This is a genomic window from Streptomyces sp. NPDC091280 (genome assembly GCF_044768565.1).
Classification (GTDB): Bacteria; Actinomycetota; Actinomycetes; order Streptomycetales; family Streptomycetaceae; genus Streptomyces.
Map to the genome: position 1 here is coordinate 533863 of NZ_JBIVUZ010000006.1, position 16837 is coordinate 550699.

13 protein-coding genes are annotated in these 16837 nt (G+C 72.6%); 5 read left to right on the forward strand and 8 right to left on the reverse strand.

What is annotated here, in order from left to right; genetic code table 11:
* The first annotated feature begins 8 nt into the window (after positions 1–8).
* Positions 9–2375, forward strand: a complete 2367-nt coding sequence (locus ACIQPR_RS21240; RefSeq protein WP_403650539.1) for a glycosyl hydrolase family 95 catalytic domain-containing protein — start codon at positions 9–11, stop codon at positions 2373–2375.
* Positions 2372–3598, forward strand: a complete 1227-nt coding sequence (locus ACIQPR_RS21245) for an SGNH/GDSL hydrolase family protein (RefSeq protein WP_403650541.1) — start codon at positions 2372–2374, stop codon at positions 3596–3598. Before ACIQPR_RS21240 ends, ACIQPR_RS21245 begins: the two co-directional genes overlap by 4 nt.
* Positions 3599–3601: 3 nt before the next feature.
* Here ACIQPR_RS21245 and ACIQPR_RS21250 read toward each other — a convergent pair whose 3' ends face one another.
* The 4 genes from ACIQPR_RS21250 to ACIQPR_RS21265 form a co-directional block, all read right to left on the reverse strand.
* The gene (locus ACIQPR_RS21250) at positions 3602–6565 is read right to left on the reverse strand and encodes an AAA family ATPase (protein ID WP_403650543.1); all 2964 of its coding nucleotides are present in this window, start codon (positions 6563–6565) and stop codon (positions 3602–3604) included.
* Between the two features lie 76 nt (positions 6566–6641).
* On the reverse strand, positions 6642–6992 hold the full coding sequence (locus ACIQPR_RS21255; RefSeq protein ID WP_403650545.1) for a UBP-type zinc finger domain-containing protein: 351 nt from the start codon (positions 6990–6992) through the stop codon (positions 6642–6644).
* Positions 6989–8446 carry an ATP-binding protein gene (locus ACIQPR_RS21260; RefSeq protein WP_403650547.1) on the reverse strand — a complete coding sequence of 486 codons (1458 nt, stop codon included), beginning with the start codon at positions 8444–8446 and terminating at the stop codon, positions 6989–6991. The genes ACIQPR_RS21255 and ACIQPR_RS21260 overlap by 4 nt, the downstream gene beginning before the upstream one ends.
* A 10-nt stretch (positions 8447–8456) precedes the next feature.
* Positions 8457–10133 (reverse strand): FAD-dependent oxidoreductase, encoded by a 1677-nt coding sequence (locus tag ACIQPR_RS21265; RefSeq protein WP_403650549.1) that lies wholly within the window; start codon positions 10131–10133, stop codon positions 8457–8459.
* 199 nt (positions 10134–10332) lie between these two features.
* Between ACIQPR_RS21265 and ACIQPR_RS21270 the strand changes: the two genes are divergently transcribed.
* Positions 10333–11223 carry a universal stress protein gene (locus tag ACIQPR_RS21270; RefSeq protein WP_403650551.1) on the forward strand — a complete coding sequence of 297 codons (891 nt, stop codon included), beginning with the start codon at positions 10333–10335 and terminating at the stop codon, positions 11221–11223.
* Between the two features lie 61 nt (positions 11224–11284).
* Here the strand turns inward: ACIQPR_RS21270 and ACIQPR_RS21275 are convergent, their stop codons facing one another.
* Positions 11285–12070, reverse strand: a complete 786-nt coding sequence (locus tag ACIQPR_RS21275; protein WP_403650553.1) for a TIM barrel protein — start codon at positions 12068–12070, stop codon at positions 11285–11287.
* A 179-nt stretch (positions 12071–12249) separates the two neighbouring features.
* Here ACIQPR_RS21275 and ACIQPR_RS21280 point away from each other — a divergent pair, with 179 nt between their 5' ends.
* Complete coding sequence (locus ACIQPR_RS21280) at positions 12250–13281, forward strand: LacI family DNA-binding transcriptional regulator (RefSeq protein WP_403650555.1); 1032 nt, start codon at positions 12250–12252, stop codon at positions 13279–13281.
* Positions 13282–13288: 7 nt separating this feature from the next.
* Here ACIQPR_RS21280 and ACIQPR_RS21285 read toward each other — a convergent pair whose 3' ends face one another.
* The 3 genes from ACIQPR_RS21285 to ACIQPR_RS21295 form a co-directional block, all read right to left on the reverse strand.
* Positions 13289–14524, reverse strand: a complete 1236-nt coding sequence (locus ACIQPR_RS21285; RefSeq protein WP_403650557.1) for a DUF4032 domain-containing protein — start codon at positions 14522–14524, stop codon at positions 13289–13291.
* Positions 14525–14533: 9 nt separating this feature from the next.
* On the reverse strand, positions 14534–15283 hold the full coding sequence (locus tag ACIQPR_RS21290; protein ID WP_403650559.1) for an MBL fold metallo-hydrolase: 750 nt from the start codon (positions 15281–15283) through the stop codon (positions 14534–14536).
* A 160-nt stretch (positions 15284–15443) separates the two neighbouring features.
* On the reverse strand, positions 15444–16076 hold the full coding sequence (locus tag ACIQPR_RS21295) for an alpha-ketoglutarate-dependent dioxygenase AlkB (protein ID WP_403650561.1): 633 nt from the start codon (positions 16074–16076) through the stop codon (positions 15444–15446).
* 130 nt (positions 16077–16206) lie between these two features.
* Here ACIQPR_RS21295 and ACIQPR_RS21300 point away from each other — a divergent pair, with 130 nt between their 5' ends.
* Positions 16207–16833: a TetR/AcrR family transcriptional regulator gene (locus ACIQPR_RS21300; protein ID WP_403650563.1), complete on the forward strand. Its 627-nt coding sequence runs from the start codon at positions 16207–16209 to the stop codon at positions 16831–16833.
* The last annotated feature ends 4 nt before the right edge of the window (positions 16834–16837 follow it).

Here is a 16837-nt window from a genome sequence, read left to right on the forward strand (position 1 = left end):
AGACCCCCATGCCCAGCGCACCGTCCGACCTGCCCAGACGCGACGTCCTCGCCCTCGCCGCGGCCACCGGCGCCCTCGCCGGCCTGCCCGCCTTCACCGCCTCGGCGGCACCGGAGCGCCCCACCAACGCCCCTGCCGCCAGCGGCACTTCACGCACCACCCTGTGGTGGCAGGCCCCCGCCGACGACAACTCGATGATCGAACAGGGCCTCCCCGTCGGCAACGGCCGCCTCGGCGCCCTCGCCGGTAACGACCCCGGCCACGAGGTCCTGCTCGTCACCGACGCCACCATGTGGACCGGCGACCGCAACGACACCCTCGACGCGGACGGCCAATTCCCCTACGGCCGAGCCGACTTCGGCTCCCTCACCCTGCTGGCCCGGCTCACCGTCGACATCCCCGACCACGACCTCGGCGCGGTCTCCGGCTACCGCCGCACCCTCGACCTCGCGCAGGGCGTGGTGACCACCTCGTACGTCCGCTCCGGAGTGACCTACCGGCGGCAGCTGTTCGCCAGCCGCCCCGACGACGTGATCGTCCTGTACTTCACCCAGAGCGGCGGCGGACGCTACACCGGCACCGTCGACCTGGCGGGCACGCACGGCGAACCGGCCGCGGACGCCCGCTCGTTCGGCGCCACCCTGGCCAACGGACTGCGCTACGGCGCCGCCGTCACCGCCCGCGGCACCGGCGGCAGCGTCACCGTGAACGGCTCGCGGGTGGCGTTCTCCGGCTGCCAGGACGTCACCGTCGTACTGAGCGGCGGCACCAACTACGCGGCCGACGCCAACACCCACTACCGCGACCCCTCCCTCGACCCGCGGAAGCTGGCCCGCGCCAAGGTCGCCGCAGCCGTCGAGCACCCGGCGGCCACCCTGCTGCACACCCATGTCGCCGACCACAGCGCGCTGTTCGGACAGCTGGGCATCTCGCTCGGCACCTCGTCCGCCGAGCAGCGCGCCCTCGACACCTGGGAGCGGCTCCAGGCCCGCGCCCGCGACGGCGTGCCCGACCCCGAACTCGAAGCCGCCTACCTCCAGTTCGGCCGGTATCTGATGATCGCCGGTTCCCGGGGGAGCCTGCCGATGGGCCTCCAGGGGAACTGGCTCGACGGCAACGACCCCGACTGGATGGGCGACTACCACACCGACATCAACATCCAGATGAACTACTGGATGGCCGACCGCGCCGGACTCTCCCGGTGCTTCGACGCGTTCACCGACTACTGCGTCGCCCAGCTCCCCGACTGGACCGACGTCACCCGCAGGCTCTTCAACGACCCCCGCAACCGTTACCGCAACTCCAGCGGGAAGAACGCCGGTTGGACCGTCGCCATCTCCACCAACCCCTACGGCGGCGGAGGGTGGTGGTGGCACCCGGCCGGAAACGCCTGGCTGAGCAACACCCTCTGGGAGCACTACGAGTTCACGGGCTCACGCGCCCACCTCGCGAAGATCTACCCGCTGCTCAAGGGCGCCGTCGAGTTCTGGGAGGCGCGCCTGCTCACCACGACCCTGCCCGGCACCTCGAAGGAGGTACTGGTCGCCGACAGCGACTGGTCGCCCGAACAGGGCCCGCTGGACGCGAAGGGCATCACCTACGCCCAGGAACTGATCTGGGCGCTGTTCGGCAACTACTGCGTCGCGGCGGCCGAGTTGAAGAAGGACACCGGATACGCGGACACGATCGCGGGACTCCGCAAGAAGCTGTACCTCCCCGTGGTCAGCCCCAAGACGGGCTGGCTGGAGGAGTGGATGTCCCCGGACAACCTCGGCGAGACCACCCACCGCCATCTCTCCCCGCTCATCGGGCTCTTCCCCGGCGACCGCATCCGCCCCGACGGCTCCATCCCGAAGGACATCGTCGACGGTGCCACCGCGCTGCTCACCGCGCGGGGCACGGAGAGCTTCGGGTGGGCCAACGCCTGGCGAAGCCTGTGCTGGTCGCGACTCAAGAACGCCGACAAGGCCTACCAGTTGATCGTGAACAACCTCCGCCCGTCCGTCGACGGCAGCAACGGCACCGCCGCCAACCTCTTCGACATCTACCAGGTCGGCGCGGGCCACGGCATCTTCCAGATCGACGCCAACTTCGGCACCCCCGCCGCGATGATCGAGATGCTTCTCTACTCCCGCCCGGGCCACCTGGAACTCCTCCCGGCCCTGCCCGACGCGTGGGCCGCGTCCGGGTCCGTCACCGGTGTCGGCGCCCGCGGCGGCTTCGTCGTGGACCTCCGCTGGAAGAACGGGAAGCCGACCGAGGTGACGATCCGCAGTGTCCACGGCCGCACCACGACCGTGGCCTTCGGCACCACCACCCGGACGGTCCGGCTGACACCCGGAGCGTCCGTCACACTGCGGGACCTCGCCCGATGACGGCCGGACGGGCACGACTGCGCCGTACAGCGGCTCTCCTCCTGCTCGCCGCCGCCTTCCAGACCGGCCCCGCGCACGCACAGTCCCGGGCCGCTACCCAGGTGAAGTCCCTGGACGATCCGAAGGCCGTCGTCACCTGGGGGGCCAGTGCCGACCGCCTCGGTGACGGAGTCGCCGACCGCAGCTACCGCCTGATCGTGCACACCAGTGTCGCGGGCAGCGGGACGCGGGTCCGGCTCTCCAACGCCTTCGGCGACCGGCCGTTGACCTTCGACAGCGTCTACGCGGGCGTGCGGCAGGCGGGCGCCGCGCTGGTGCCCGGCTCCAACCGCCGGCTCACCTTCGACGGCGCGCGCTCGGTGACCGTCCCGGCGGGCGAGGTCGCCTACAGCGACCCGCTCCCCGGCCGGCTGCCCGCCGCGACCGACCTCGTGGTCAGCATCCACACCCCGGACGCGGCGGGCCCGGCGACCGGACACGGCATGGCCATGCAGACGTCCTACGCCACCCAGGGCGACCACACCGGCGAGGAGGGCGCCGGCTCCTGGACCGACACCACCGGCTCCTGGTACTACCTCGACTCCGTCTCCGTCCGCCCGGGCGCGGGCATCGGCGCCGTGGTCGCGCTCGGCGACTCCATCACGGACGGCTGGGCCTCCACCACGGACCAGAACCGGCGCTGGCCCGACTACCTGGCCCGGCGGCTTCAGAGCGCCCGCACGACCGTCAAGGGAGTGGCCGACGAAGGGATCTCCGGCAACAAGGTCCTCGCGGACGGCGCCGGACAGAGCGCGCTCAACCGGCTCCAGCGTGATGTGCTGTCCCAGCCCGGGGTCCGCACGGTGTTCCTGTTCGAGGGCGTCAACGACCTCAAGGCCCACTCCGGCGTCACCGCCCAGGACCTGATCGCCGGCTACCGGGAGATCATCGACCGGGCGCACGCGGCCGGGAAGTGTGTGGTCGGATCCACGATCGGACCGTTCAAGGGCTGGCCCGAATGGGACCCGGCGGCCGAGGCGGTACGCCAGGAGGTCAACCAGTTCATCAGGACCAGCGGGGAACCGGACGCGGTCACCGACTTCGACCACATCCTCCGCAGCCCCTACGACCAGGAGAGGATGCTCCCCTTCTTCGACGGCGGCGACCACATCCACCCCAACGACAAGGGGATGGCGGCCATGGCCGACGCCGTCGACCTCAAGAGCCTCGACTGCGCGAGGTGAGACTCAGCCGGACGCCGTCGCCTCCGGGGTGATCAGACCCTGCCGGTAGGCGACGGCCACCGCCTCCGTACGGCTCGCGGCGCCCAGCTTCGCGAGGATGTTGGAGACATGGACGCTCGCCGTCTTGCCGGTGATGAACAGCTCCTCGCCGATCTGGCGGTTGCTGCGGCCCAGCGCGAGCAGCCGCAGCACGTCCTGCTCGCGGGCCGTCAGCGGCGAGGGGCGCTCCCCGCCGTCCGCCGCCGGGTCACCGAGGCGGCCACGGCGGACGAGCGCGTCCAGGCGAGCGAGCAGCGGCGCGGCACCGAGCCGGGCGGCCGTCTCCCGTGCCGCGGCTGCCTGCGCGGTGGCCTCCTCGCGCCGGTCGGCCGCCAACAGGGCTTCGGCGAAACGGAGTCGGCAGCGCGCCCGCTCGTAGACATCGCCGTAGTCGAACGCGGCCACCGTCCTCTCCCAGGCCACCGCGTCCGGTCCCGTGGCCGCCCGGGTCCACTCCGCCTCGGCGCGCGCGAGCCATGCCTTGCCCTCCGGTCCCTGGATCCCGCGGCCGTCGCCCTCCTTCGCTACGGCCCGCGCCAGCTCGACGAGTTCCCTCGCGACGTCCGTCCAGTGGCGCACCCCCGCCGCGTCGCCCGCGAGCCGCAGTGCGGCGGCCCGGTCGGCGACCGGGGCGAGGGCGAGGGCGGCGAGCCGGACCGTGACGTCGGGGCGGCGGCCCGAGTCGTCGGTGAGCGCCGCGACCGCCGTACGCATCGCCTCAAGGGCCGCCTCCGCGTCGTCCCGCAGGCCGCCCGCGTCGGTCAGCGCGATACCCGCCACCATCGCGGCCATCCAGTCGAACGGCCCCTCCAGCAGGGCACGCGCCCGGTCGGCGGCCCGCAGGTCGCCGCGCGCCAACGCCACGTACAGCGCGGGCCCCATGGTGAACCCGCCCGCCCGCGGCAGCAGTTGCCCGTCGGCGGTGGCGGCCTTCTCGCACTCGTCCCAGCGGCCCAGCGTGTACAGCACCAGCAGCCGGAGATAGCGCATCTCCAGCGGATACGGCGAGGACAGCAGCCCGGCGCGCCGGGCCCGGTCCAGCCCCTCGGTGAGCCAGGGCAGGGACTCCTCCAGGTGCCCGGACTCGAAGCTGCCGATGGCCAGATGGAACAGGGCGCGCATCTCCACGGGCGCGTGCCCGGCCTGCCGGGCCAGCTCGCGGGCCCGCGCGAGCCGTTCGCGGCCCTCCCGGGTGCGCCGGCCGCCCTTTTCGAGGGTGGCCAGCGAGATCAGCAGATCGGCCCGGGCGTCGACCAGTTCGAGTTCCTCGGCGGTGCGCAGGGCCTGGCGGGCGATCCGCAGCGCGATCTCGTCCTCGCCGACCTGGCGTGCCGTCAGCACATGGGTGGCCGCCGCCCACACCCAGGTCCGCGAGGGCGGTTCGGCGGGGATCATCGCGAGGGCCTCGCTGCTGTAGGCGAACGCGGCGCTCAGGCTGTCGACGTCCATGAGATTGCCGGCCAGGGTGTAGCGGACCCGGGCGGCCAGCTCGGAGTCGGTGTCCTGGCCGATCCCGGCGAGCGCGGACCGGGTGAGGGAGACCGCGCGATGCGCGTCCCCGGCGTGCGCCGCCGCGGCCGAGGCGCGCAGGGTGAGGGTCACGCTGTCGACGCCCTCGCCGGTAGGCCGGGCCGCCGGGTCGACCGACCGCCACAGGTCGAGGGCGGTTTCGAGGTGCCGTAGCTCCTCGGCGGGCGCGCCCACCCGCTGGGCGTGGTCGGCGGCCTCCAGGGAGGCGGCCAGGGCCTCGGCCAGGTCGTGGCTCTCGCGGTAGTGGTGGGCGCGCTCGGCCGCGCTCTCGGCGGGATGCCCGCGCCCGGCGAGGAGGCGGGCGAACGAGCCGTGCAGCCGCGAGCGCTCACCGGGCAGCAGATCCGCGTAGACCGCCTCGCGGGCCAGGGCGTGCCGGAAGGAGTACGTGTCGCCGCGGCCGGGCACCAGGAGCTGCCGCTCGACCGCCTCCCGCAGCGCCGACTCCAGCTCGTCCTCCGGGAGTCGGACCGCGTCCCGCAGCAGGTCGTACTCGACGCGGCGCCCGGCGACGGCGGCGGTGCGCAGCACCTGCTGGGCGGTGTCGGAGAGTTGCTCGAAGCGGATCAGCAGGACGTCGGCCAGACCGCTCGGCACCCCGCCCGCCTCCATGTCGGTGGCGGCGAGCAACTCCTCGGCGTAGAAGGCGTTTCCCTCGGCGCGCTCGACGATCCGGCGGACCGTGCCGTCCGGCACCGGGCCGGTGCGCAGCGCGCGCACCAGCCGGGCGACCTCCGCGTCCCCCATGGGCCGCAGCTCCAGCCGCTCCACGGCGGGCAGCCGCACCAGCTCGGCGAGCAGGGGCCGTAGCGGATGTCTGCGGTGGAGGTCGTCCGCGCGGTACGACGCCAGGACCGCGAGGCGGTGGGTGGGCGCGCCGCCCGCCGGGCGCTGGAGGATGCCCCGGCTGAGCAGGAAGCGGAGCAGGTCGCGGGAGGACTGGTCGGCCCAGTGCAGGTCCTCCAGGACCAGGAGCAGGGGAGCGATGTCGGAGAGGTCGGCGAGGAGTCCGGCGATGCCCTCGAAGAGACGCAGCCGGCCGCCCGCGTCCCGGGCCGCGTCCGTGCCCGCGCCGAGCAGCCGGTCGACCGCCGGATGCGCGGCCAGGGCGGCGGCGAAGCGTTCGTCGGCGGCGAGGACCCCGAGGATCTCGGTGAACGGCAGATACGGCAGACCCACGTCACCGAGGTCGACGCAGTGCCCGGTGAGGACGGTCATGCCGGCGTCGGCCGCCCGACCGGCGATCTCGTCCAGGATCCGGGTCTTGCCGACGCCCGCGTCCCCGGCGATCAGCACCGCCCCGGCCGTGCCCGCGCGGGCACGCTCCAGCACACCGGCGAGGCGGGCGACCTCCTCGTCCCGGCCGATGAGCGGCGCTGCTGCTACGGATTGCGACACGTCCCCATCCTGGCACGCGCCACCGACAACGGACCTGGCCACCGGGCGGGAGGCGGCTCCCGCCCGGCGGACCGGCTCAGCGCAGTGTCTCGGCCCAGTTCGCCGGCACGCGCCCCGCGGGACCCGGCACCGACTGGTCCGCCGGGTGGCTCACCGGGGCGGCGAGTTCGGGACCGGAGTCGTAGAGCTCGGAGGTGGCGAAGTTCCAGAACCAGTCCTCGCGCGGCTCGTAGCTCTGGATGAACGGGTGGCCCGTGGACTGATAGTGGGCCGTGGCGTGCTTGGCGGGGGAGTCGTCGCAACAGCCCACGTGACCGCACTGCGCGCACCGCCGGAGGTGGAACCACCAGCCCTGGTCCGCCTCGCACTCGACGCAGCCCGCGCCGCTCGGCGGCACGCTGGCGTCGATTCCGGTGATGTCGTTCATGCGGACTCCTCGGGCGTCTCGTTGTCCGTGGCGGTGAGGGGAAGCAGGACCTGGAAGCGGGTGTCGCCCGGCTGCGACTCCACCTGGAGCGTGCCGTGGTGCTTGTTGACGACGATCCGCCAGGAGATGTCCAGCCCCAGGCCCGTACCCTCGCCCACCGGCTTGGTGGTGAAGAACGGATCGAAGATACGGCTGCGGATCTCCGCCGGGACACCGGGTCCCGTGTCCCGGAACTCCACCATGAGCTGATCGCGCACCAGCGCGGTCCGTACCGTCAACGTGCCGTCCCCGCCCGCCTCGTTCATGGCGGAGACCGCGTTGTCGATCAGGTTCGTCCACACCTGGTTGAGCTCGGCCGGATAGGCCGGGACCTTCGGGAGCGTACGGTCGTACTCCTTGACGACCTTGATCCGGTCGCCGAACTTCCCCGCGAGCATCAGCAGCGTGGAGTCGAGGAGTTCGTGCACGTCGGCGACCTGGTAGGGCGCGCGGTCCAGCTGCGAGTACTGCTTGGCGGCGCCGACGAGGTTGGAGATGCGGGTCGTGGAGTCCTCGATCTCCGTCATCAACAGCTCTGTCTCGACGGTGTAGTTGAGCCAGCCGATGGCGCCCGGCAGGATCTCCTCGTCCACGGCCGCCGCGACCTGGTCGAGCCACTCGACGTCGAGACCGGCCTGCACGAACGTCGGCGCCACCTGCCAGGACTCCGTCACGCCGTGGTCGTCGAGCCAGTCGGTGAGCTGGTCCTCGCGGTCCGAGGCCTCCAGCGGGCTCAACGTCTGTGCCTTGGCGACCCGTTCGGCCGTCCGCTCCTGGATGTCGATCAGGTTGGCGAGGTCCTCGCGCGAGTACGGACCCGAGGAGATGACGCGGAGCTTGTGCCGCATCTTCGCCACCCGCTCGCGCAGGGTGGAGGTGGCCCGGACGGCCGCCGCGGCCGGGTTGTTGAGTTCGTGCGTGAGTCCGGCCGACAACGACCCCAGCGCCAGCAGCCGTTCACGCTGGCTGATCGCCAACTGGCTGCTCTTCTGGCCGAAGAAGAGCCCCTCCAGCAGATGCACCGCCATCGGGAACCACTCGCTCATGATCGCCGCGAAGGTCTCGGCGGGCAGCACGAAGAACCGCGTCGGCTCCGTCACCCGCATCGAGTTGAGGTACACCTGCTGCACCCGGTCCCCGATGTAGGCCTGCATCGCGCCCGTGTAGACACCGCGTTGCGAGGTCCGCGCGACCTCCACGTCGTCGCCGCCGACCCGGCGCGAGAGCACGACGGTGCCCTCGATCATCACGTAGAAGCAGGTGGCGGGATCACCTTCGGTGTAGACCGGCCCGGCCTCGAACTGCTCCACCTGCCCGTCGCAGCACAGCCTGCCCAGCTGCTCCGGAGTCAGCTTCTCGAACAGGAACAGGCTGCCGATCTCCTGCGGGCTGCACGGCAGCACCTTGCCGCTCATGACTGCTCCCTCATGACTGCTCCAGGTAGCGGTGGACGAGCATCACGGCCATGGCTCCCTCTCCGACGGCGGACGCGACGCGCTTCGCGGACTCGGCGCGCGCGTCGCCCGCCACGAACACGCCGGGAATGTTGGTCTCCAGGTGGTACGGCGAGCGGTCCAACTCCCAGCCGGCTGGCGGCTTCCCGTCCGCGGTGAGGTCGGGCCCGGCCAGGATGAACCCGCGCTCGTCGCGCAGCACCGCGCCGTCCAGCCAGTCGGTCAGCGGGGCCGCGCCGATGAACACGAACATCCACTGCGCGTCGACGAGTTCGGTGGCCCCGCTCTCCGTGTCGCGCAGGGTGAGCTGCTCCAGATGGTCCGAGCCGTGCGCGGCGTCCACGACGGTCCCGGTCCGCACGGAGATGTTCTCCGCCTCGTTGATCTGCTGGATCAGGTAGTACGACATCGACGCGGCCAGCGAGGACCCGCGCACCAGCAGCGTCACCGACTTGGCGCCCCGGGCCAGGTACATCGCCGCCTGGCCCGCCGAGTTGGCGCCGCCGACGATGTACACGTCGTGCCCCTGGCAGGAGGCGGCCTCGGTCAGCGCCGAGCCGTAGTAGACCCCGCAGCCCGTCAGATCGGGCGTGCCGGGCGCCTCGAGTTGCCGGTAGGACACACCGGTCGCGAGGATCACGGCGTGCGCGGCGACCGCCGAGCCGTCCGCGAAACGCACCACCCGAGCCGACCCGTTGGCCTCAAGTCCCGTGACCTCGCGGGCCGTCAGGATCTCCGCGCCGAACTTGGCGGCCTGCCGCCGTGCCCGCTCGGTCAGTTGGGCCCCGGACACCCCGTCCGGGAAGCCGAGGTAGTTCTCGATCCGTGAACTCTGCCCGGCCTGCCCACCGGTGGCCGACCGCTCCACGAGCACCGTCCGCAGCCCCTCCGAGGCCCCGTACACGGCAGCGCCGAGCCCGGCGGGTCCGCCGCCGATGACGACGAGGTCGTAGAAGTCGGCCGTGGGCGTGGTCGCGAGCCCCACCTCCGCGGCCAGCTCGGGCGCCTCCGGCTCGACCAGCACCGACCCGTCGGCGGTGATGACGAGCGGCAGCCGCTGCCCGTCCTCCCCGGCCGCGGACAGCAGCCGCACCCCCTCCGGGCTGTCCGCCGAGAACCAGCGGTACGGCACCTGGTTGCGGGCCAGGAACTCCCGCACGTCCGAGGAGCGCGCCGACCAGCGGTGCCCGACCACCTTCGTGGCGGGCACCGGCCGGTAGTCGCTGTTGCGCCACGCCTCCAGGAGGTCGTCGAGGACCGGGTACAGCTTCTCCTCGGGCGGGTCCCAGGGCTTGAGCAGATAGTGGTCGAGGTCCACGACGTTGATCGCGTCGATCGCAGCGTCCGTGTCCGCGTACGCGGTCAGCAGCACCCGCCGCGCGCCGGGATACACGTCGAGGGCCTGCTCCAGGAACTCGATGCCGTTCATCTGCGGCATGCGGTAGTCCGCCAGGATCACGGCCACGAGATCCCCGCGCAGCTTCAGCTCACGCAGCGCGTCGAGCGCGGACTCACCGGACTCCGCCCGCACGACGCGGTACGACTCGCCGTAGCGCCGCCGCAGGTCACGGGCGACGGCACGGGAAACTCCCGGATCGTCGTCCACGGTCAGAATGACGGTCCGCGCGGATTCGGCGGCCTGTGCCATACGTCTCCCACCCCGAGTGGTCGGCTTCACGGCACGGCGGCGCCGTTGTCACCGCGCCGGCTCCCCACCATCGTATGGTCGATCGCCCCGGTGCGCTCCGCTACGCCCGAGACAGCGTGCTCAGCGGCGTGCGGAAGGACGAGGGAAGGTGGTGAAGACTGATCCCGACACAGCGACGGCACCACAGGGAGGCCACGGAATGACACGCCCGATCACGGCAGGGGTCGACGGATCGGCGGAGAGCCTCGCCGCACTCGCCTGGGCGGGCCGGGAGGCCGTACGGCGGGGGCTGGCGCTGCGCGTGGCACATGTGTGGCGGTACGAGGAGCACCACGCCCTCGACCCGGCCGGCACGGGCGGCCGGGAGACCCAGGACCGCTGGGTGCGGGACGCGGCGGCCGAGGCCGCCCGCACGCTCGCCGCACGCCACCCCGGCCTGGACGTCACCGCCGACGTCCTGGAGGGCGACCCCGTCGACACGCTGACCGCCGCCGCTGCCGGGTCCGAACTCCTGGTGCTCGGCTCGCGCGGCCACGGTCCCCTCGTCGGCTTCCTGCTCGGGTCCGTCGGACAGCAGGTGATCGCCGACGCCGTACGGCCCGTCGTGCTCGTGCGCGCCGGGGACGAGGCGTCGGGGGAGGCCGCCGGGCGGGAGGTCGTGGTGGGCCAGCAGGGTGACGCCGAGGACAGCGCGGCGGCATTCGGTTTCGCCTTCGCGACGGCTGCGGCACGCGGCGCCACCGTGCGGGCCGTACGGGCGTGGACGCTGCCGCCCGTGTTCGCCTACAGCCCGGGCTCGCTGAAGCTCCTCGACGAGGCCGGCGGCCCGGAGCCGTACGAGAAGAAGGCCCTCGCCGAGGCGCTGGAGCCGTGGCGCGAGCGCTTCCCCGATGTGCCGGTCGTCGAGCACATCGAGATGGGCAGCGCGGGGCAGGTGCTGCTGTCGGTCGCCGGTCGGGCGCAGTTGATGGTCGTGGGGCGGCGCGCCCACCGGACGGCGGTGGGCGCGCGGATCGGTTCGGTCGCGCACGGGGTGCTGCACCACGCGGGCTGCCCGGTGGCCGTGGTGCCGCCTCAGGAGACTTCCTGACTGTCCCTGGGGCCTGGGCCCTGGATGTCGCCGCCGTGCTCCTCCGCGGCGCACCGCCCGCTCAGGTCGTGAACGCGTCGCGGAAGCGTTCCAGGGCGCGCTCGCTGTCCTCGTCCGACGCCCAGGCCTCCATCGCGACCGTGCCGTCGTAGCCGATGGCGGTGAGGGTGCGGGCGATCGTCGGGTAGTTGATCTCGCCGGTGCCGGGTTCCTGGCGGCCGGGTACGTCCGCGACCTGGATCTCGCCGATCAGGCCCGACCGGTGTGCCTTGCGGACGAGTTCGACGAGGTTCCCCTCGCCGATCTGCGCGTGGTACAGGTCGAGGTTCATCCGCAGGCCGGGGCGGTCCACCGCCTCGACCAGGGCCAGGGTGTCGGCGGCCGTCGCGAACGGGACGCCCGGGTGGTCGACGGCGGAGTTGAGGTTCTCCAGCGTGAAGGTGACCCCCGCGCTCTCGCCCAGTTCGGCGAGCCGGGTCAGGGTGCGGTGGGCGGCGATCCACATCGGGCCCGTGGGTCCACCGCGTACCGGAACCACCGGCAGGCCTTCGGAGTTCAGGCCGGTGCCGTGCAGATTCAGCCGGGGGCAGCCGAGTTGATCGGCGGCCTTCACCGATTCCTCGGCGGTGCGCAGGAGTTCGGCGGCGCCCGCCTCGTCGGTGAGGCTGCCCCGGATGTAGCCCGTCATCGACGAGAACTCGGCCGGGGTGCGCGTGAGCGCGTCCAGGTCGTGCCGGGTCCAGTCCCAGATCTCGACCTGGAAACCCGCTTCGTGGATGCGCCGGGCCCGCTCGTGGATCGGCAGGTCCCGGAAGACCATCTCGGCACAGACCGCCAACGTGTACATGATCGCTTGCCCTTCCAGCTGCCGTCTAGAACGTTCTAGATGGCAGTAGTACGCCACTGCCGGATGCCGGTGTCAAGGCTTCGGCCGGGCTGCTTCTAGAACGTTGCAGAACCCTGCCGAGCAGCTAGGATCCCGGCAGGCGACGACCCCGTCCGCACCCCTCGACCGGAAGGACTTCCGTGCCGGCCACTCCCGAGGTCCCCGACGGCAGGCGGCCCACCCTGGCGCATGTCGCGGCCCGCGCGGGAGTCTCCGTCGCGCTGGTGTCGATCGTGATGCGCGGGGCCTACGGCGCGAGCGCCGCCTCCCGGGAGCGGGTGCTCAAGGCGGCCGAGGAGATCGGCTACCGGCCCGACACCCGGGCCAGGGTGCTGCGCAGCAACCGCTCACGTCTGCTCGGCGTGCAGTTCGGGCTCCGCCATCCCTTCCACAGCGACCTGGTGGAGGGCATCTACGCCGCCGCCGAACCCGCCGGCTATCAGGTCGCCCTCAGCGCGGTGGCGCCCACGCGCGGCGAGCGGCAGGCCGTCGAGGCGCTGCTCGCCGACCGCTGCGAGGCCCTGGTGCTGCTCGGCCCCGAGGTCCCGGCCGCCCGTCTCGCGCAGCTCGCCACCCAGGTCCCGGTGGTCTCGGTGGCCCGGCGGCTGCGGCCCGCCCCGCCGGCCGTGGACGTCGTCCGCACCGCCGACGACGCGGGCGCCCGCCAGGCCGTCGAGCACCTGGTGGCGCTCGGCCACCGCGCCATCGCCCATATCGGCGGCGGCCGGGCGCCGGGCGCCGCCGACCGCCGCCGCGGCTACCGCACCGCGATGCGCCGCCACGGCCTCGACGCGCACCTCCGGGTCCTGGACGCCGGGCCCACCGAGGACGACGGCGCGCGGGCCGCCAGAACCCTCCTCGCGGAGCACGCCCGGCCCACCGCGGTCCTCGCCTTCAACGACCGCTGCGCCACGGGCGTCCTCGACACGTTCCTGCGGGCCGGGGTCTCCGTCCCCGGCGAGGTCTCCGTGGTCGGCTTCGACGACACCAGCCTGTCGCGGCTCGCCCACATCGACCTCACCACCGTCGCGCAGGACGTCCCGCGCCTGGCGGAACTCGCCGTGGGCCGTGCCATCGCCCGCCTGGACGGCGTGGCCGTACCGGACGGCGAACAGGTCGTCGCACCGCGGCTCGTGGTCCGGGGCACCACGGCTGCGCCCGGTGCGGTGTGAACCGGAGTCACTCCGGCGCGGTCGGCTCCAGGGTCTCGCGGGCCTTCGGCAGGATGTTGGTGATGTAGTCCCGCACCACCGTGTCCAGATCGATGTCGTGCTGCGCCCGCTCGGCCAGATACCACCGGTGTTCGAGCAGCTCGTGGTAGATCTCGGCCGAGTCCATCGAGCCGCGCAGTTCCAGCGGTATTGCCCGCACGGTCGGCCGGAAGACGTCGCGCACCCACCGGTGGGCGAGCACCTCGGGCCGGGCGGCAAGGGGGTCGCCGGGCGCGTAGTCGTCCTGGGTGGCCATCCAGCTCTCCAGGTCGTTGAGCAGCCGTCGTGCCTGGTTCTCCTCGGCGTCCAGGCCGGTCAGGCGCAGCAGTTGGCGCTGGTGGTGCCCCGCGTCGACGACCTTGGGCACGAAGGTGACCGTGTCGCCGTTCGAGGAGTGCTCGATCTGCATCTCGGCCACGTCGAAGCCCAGTTCGTTCAGGCGCCGGATGCGGCGCTCGATGAAGTGGTACTTGCCCGCCGGGTACACCGAGACGCGGGTCAGCTCCTCCCACAGCCGCTGGTAGCGGGCGCAGATCTCCATGCCGAACTCGATCGGGTCGACGGAGGGGTGCAGCGCCCCGGACGCCTCCAGGTCGAGCAGTTCCCCGCTGATGTTCACGCGGGCGAGATCGAGGTCGTACTCCCGCTGCCCGTCGCTGAGTCGCGGGTGCAGGTCGCCGGTCTCCGCGTCCACGAGATACGCGGCGTAGGCGCCCGCGTCCCGCCGGAACAGCGTGTTGGACAGCGAGCAGTCGCCCCACGCGAACCCGGCCAGATGCAGCCGCACCAGCAGCACGGCCAGCGCGTCCATCAGCCGGTGCATGGTGGCCGGCCGCAGCGTCGTCTCGAACATCGAGCGGTACGGCATCGAGCCGCCCAGGTGCCGGGTGATCAGCACCGGTTCCAGCGGCTCGCCGGCCGGGTCGGCGCGTCCGGTGACGACGGCGAGGGGGTCGACGGCCGGGATGCCCAGCCGGTCCAGGTCGCGCAGCAGCTCGTACTCGCGCAGCGCCGGGCGTTCCGCCAGCTCCTTGACGGCGATGACCTCGCTGCCGGCGCGGGCGTAGCGCACGACGTGCCGGGAGATGCCGCGCGGCAGCGGCACCAGGTATTCCTCGGGCCAGTCCTCCAGCGGAACGTCCCAGGGCAGTTCCAGCAGGAGCACCGGATGCTCGGGGTTGGTCGCGTTGATCTGCAGTGCCATGAGGCGACCCTAGAGCGTGTGTTCGCGGGCGCGTCGGGTCGCCTCACGGATCGGACCGGTGTGCACGGGGCCGTGGCCCGGCAGCAGGGTGTCGGCGTCGAGCGCCTCGATGACGTCCAGCGAGGCGATGGCGTGGTCGCGCTCGTGGTGGAACATGCCGGGCAGCAGCTGCGGGCCCTTGATCCGCGAGGTGGGATGGCCGCTGACCAGGGCGTCCCCGGAGATCACGATCCCGCTGTCCGGGAGATGGAACACGCAGTGCCCGCTCGTGTGGCCGGGGGTGTGCACGGGGACGGGCCGGCCGGGCAGGTCGAGCGGACGATCCCCGGCCCCGAACGGCTCGGCCGCGGCGACCGGGTGCTGCTCCAGGCCCCCCGAGCGGATCGTGTGCACCGCCCACGGCAGGACGCCGGGACGCCAGGCGTTCCTGAGCACGTCGCCCACGGTCACCTGTTGCAGGAACTCCCGGCGGGCGTGCGGGACTTCGGCCTCGTGCGCGTAGACGGGCGTGCCGTGGGCGCGGTGCAGGAACGCGGCCGAGCCGAGGTGGTCGTTGTGCGCGTGGGTGAGGAGCACCGCCACGACCGCCTTCGCCGAACTCCCCACCTGCTCAAGGGAGTCGAGCACGAGCGCGCGGTCCCCGGGGTACCCGGTGTCCACCAGTGTGGCCGCCCCGCCGTCCGTGAGGATCACCCAGTTGGTGTTGCTGCCGTGCACGAGATAGGTGGCGTCGGCGACTTGGCGTACTTCTGCGCGCATGATCGTTCCTCGCGTGGGGGTGCTGCCCGGGTCCGGCCAGTCGTTCGGGAACCAGCCAACCAGACGCGTACGGTGCCACGCGCACGGGGGGAAGCCGCCTCCGACACCGTCCGTCGGAGGCGGCCCCCGCGCGCGCGTCCGAAACGGCCGCCTCTCCGTCTCAGCGCACGCCGTGCGGGCGGAACTGCACACTGATGCGCGGTCCCGCGGCCCGGCTCGTCTTGGGGACGCAGTGCTCCCAGGTCCGCTGACAGGAGCCGCCCATCACGATCAGATCGCCGTGCCCCAGCGCGTGCCGCACCGACGGGCCGCCGCGCAGCGGACGCAGCAGCAGGTCGCGGGGCGCGCCCACGGAGAGGATCGCCACCATCGTGTCGACGCGGGCGCCCCGCCCGATCCGGTCGCCGTGCCAGGCGACACTGTCCCGGCCGTCGCGGTAGTAGCACAGCCCGGACGTGGTGAAGGGCTCGCCCAACTCCCTCGCGTAGTGGGCCGAGAGCGCGTCCCGCGCCGCCGCCAGCACCGGGTGCGGCAGCGTGTCGTCCACGTCGTAGAAGGCCAGCAGCCGGGGTACGGCCACGACCTGGTCGTACATCTGACGCCGTTCGGCGCGCCACGGGACCCTGGTGGCCAGCTCCTCGAACAGGGCGTCGGCGCCGCTCAGCCACCCGGGCAGTACGTCGAGCCAGGCGCCGGGACCCAGCGCGGTGCGGCGGATCCCGTGGAGGGGGCCGAGGCGGAGCCGGTCGGTCTGGTCGAAGAGGGAGCCCTGGAGGTGGTGGTGCGCGGTCATGATGCCAGCGTACCCCTGTATTCGAATATGTGTTCCCATGCGGGCCGTTCCCGTCCGGACTCGGCTCTTTCGATACGTCGGTGTATCGGATACATTCGCGTATCGAACATCGGGACGCGGAGGTCCGGGCATGGTGGCGGAGGCGACGGCCAAACGCGTGACCAGGCGCCGGGTGCGCACGCGCGCCAATCTGCTGGAGGCCGCGTTCTCCGTGTTCGCGGCGAAGGGCTTCGGCCGGGTCTCCATCGAGGAGGTCTGCGAGGCCGCCGGCTACAGCCGGGGCGCCTTCTACTCGAACTTCGACAGCCTGGACGGGCTGTTCTTCGCCCTGTATCAGGAGCGCGCCGACCTGATCGCCGAACAGGTGGCCGGCGCGCTCGCCCTCGACGGCCCCGACCTCGACGTCCCCGCCGCCGTGGACCGTGTCACCGAGGTGCTGCTCCTCGACCTGGACTGGCTCCTGGTCAAGACCGACTTCCTGGTGCACGCGGCCCGCGACACCGCCGTCGCGCAGACCCTGCTCGGCCACCGGGCCCGGCTGCGCGGAGCCATCGCGCACCGCCTCGGCCGCGCCCGGGGACGCGCCGAACTCCCCGCCGTGCTGGGCGACCTGGACGCGGCGGCGTACGCCGTGGTCGCCGCGTACGACGGCGTCACCACCCAACTCCTGCTGGACAAGGACGTCGAGCACGCCCGCGTCTGGCTCAAGCAACTCCTCACCGCGCTGCTGACCGACGGCAGCCGCGCCCCCGAATGAGAAA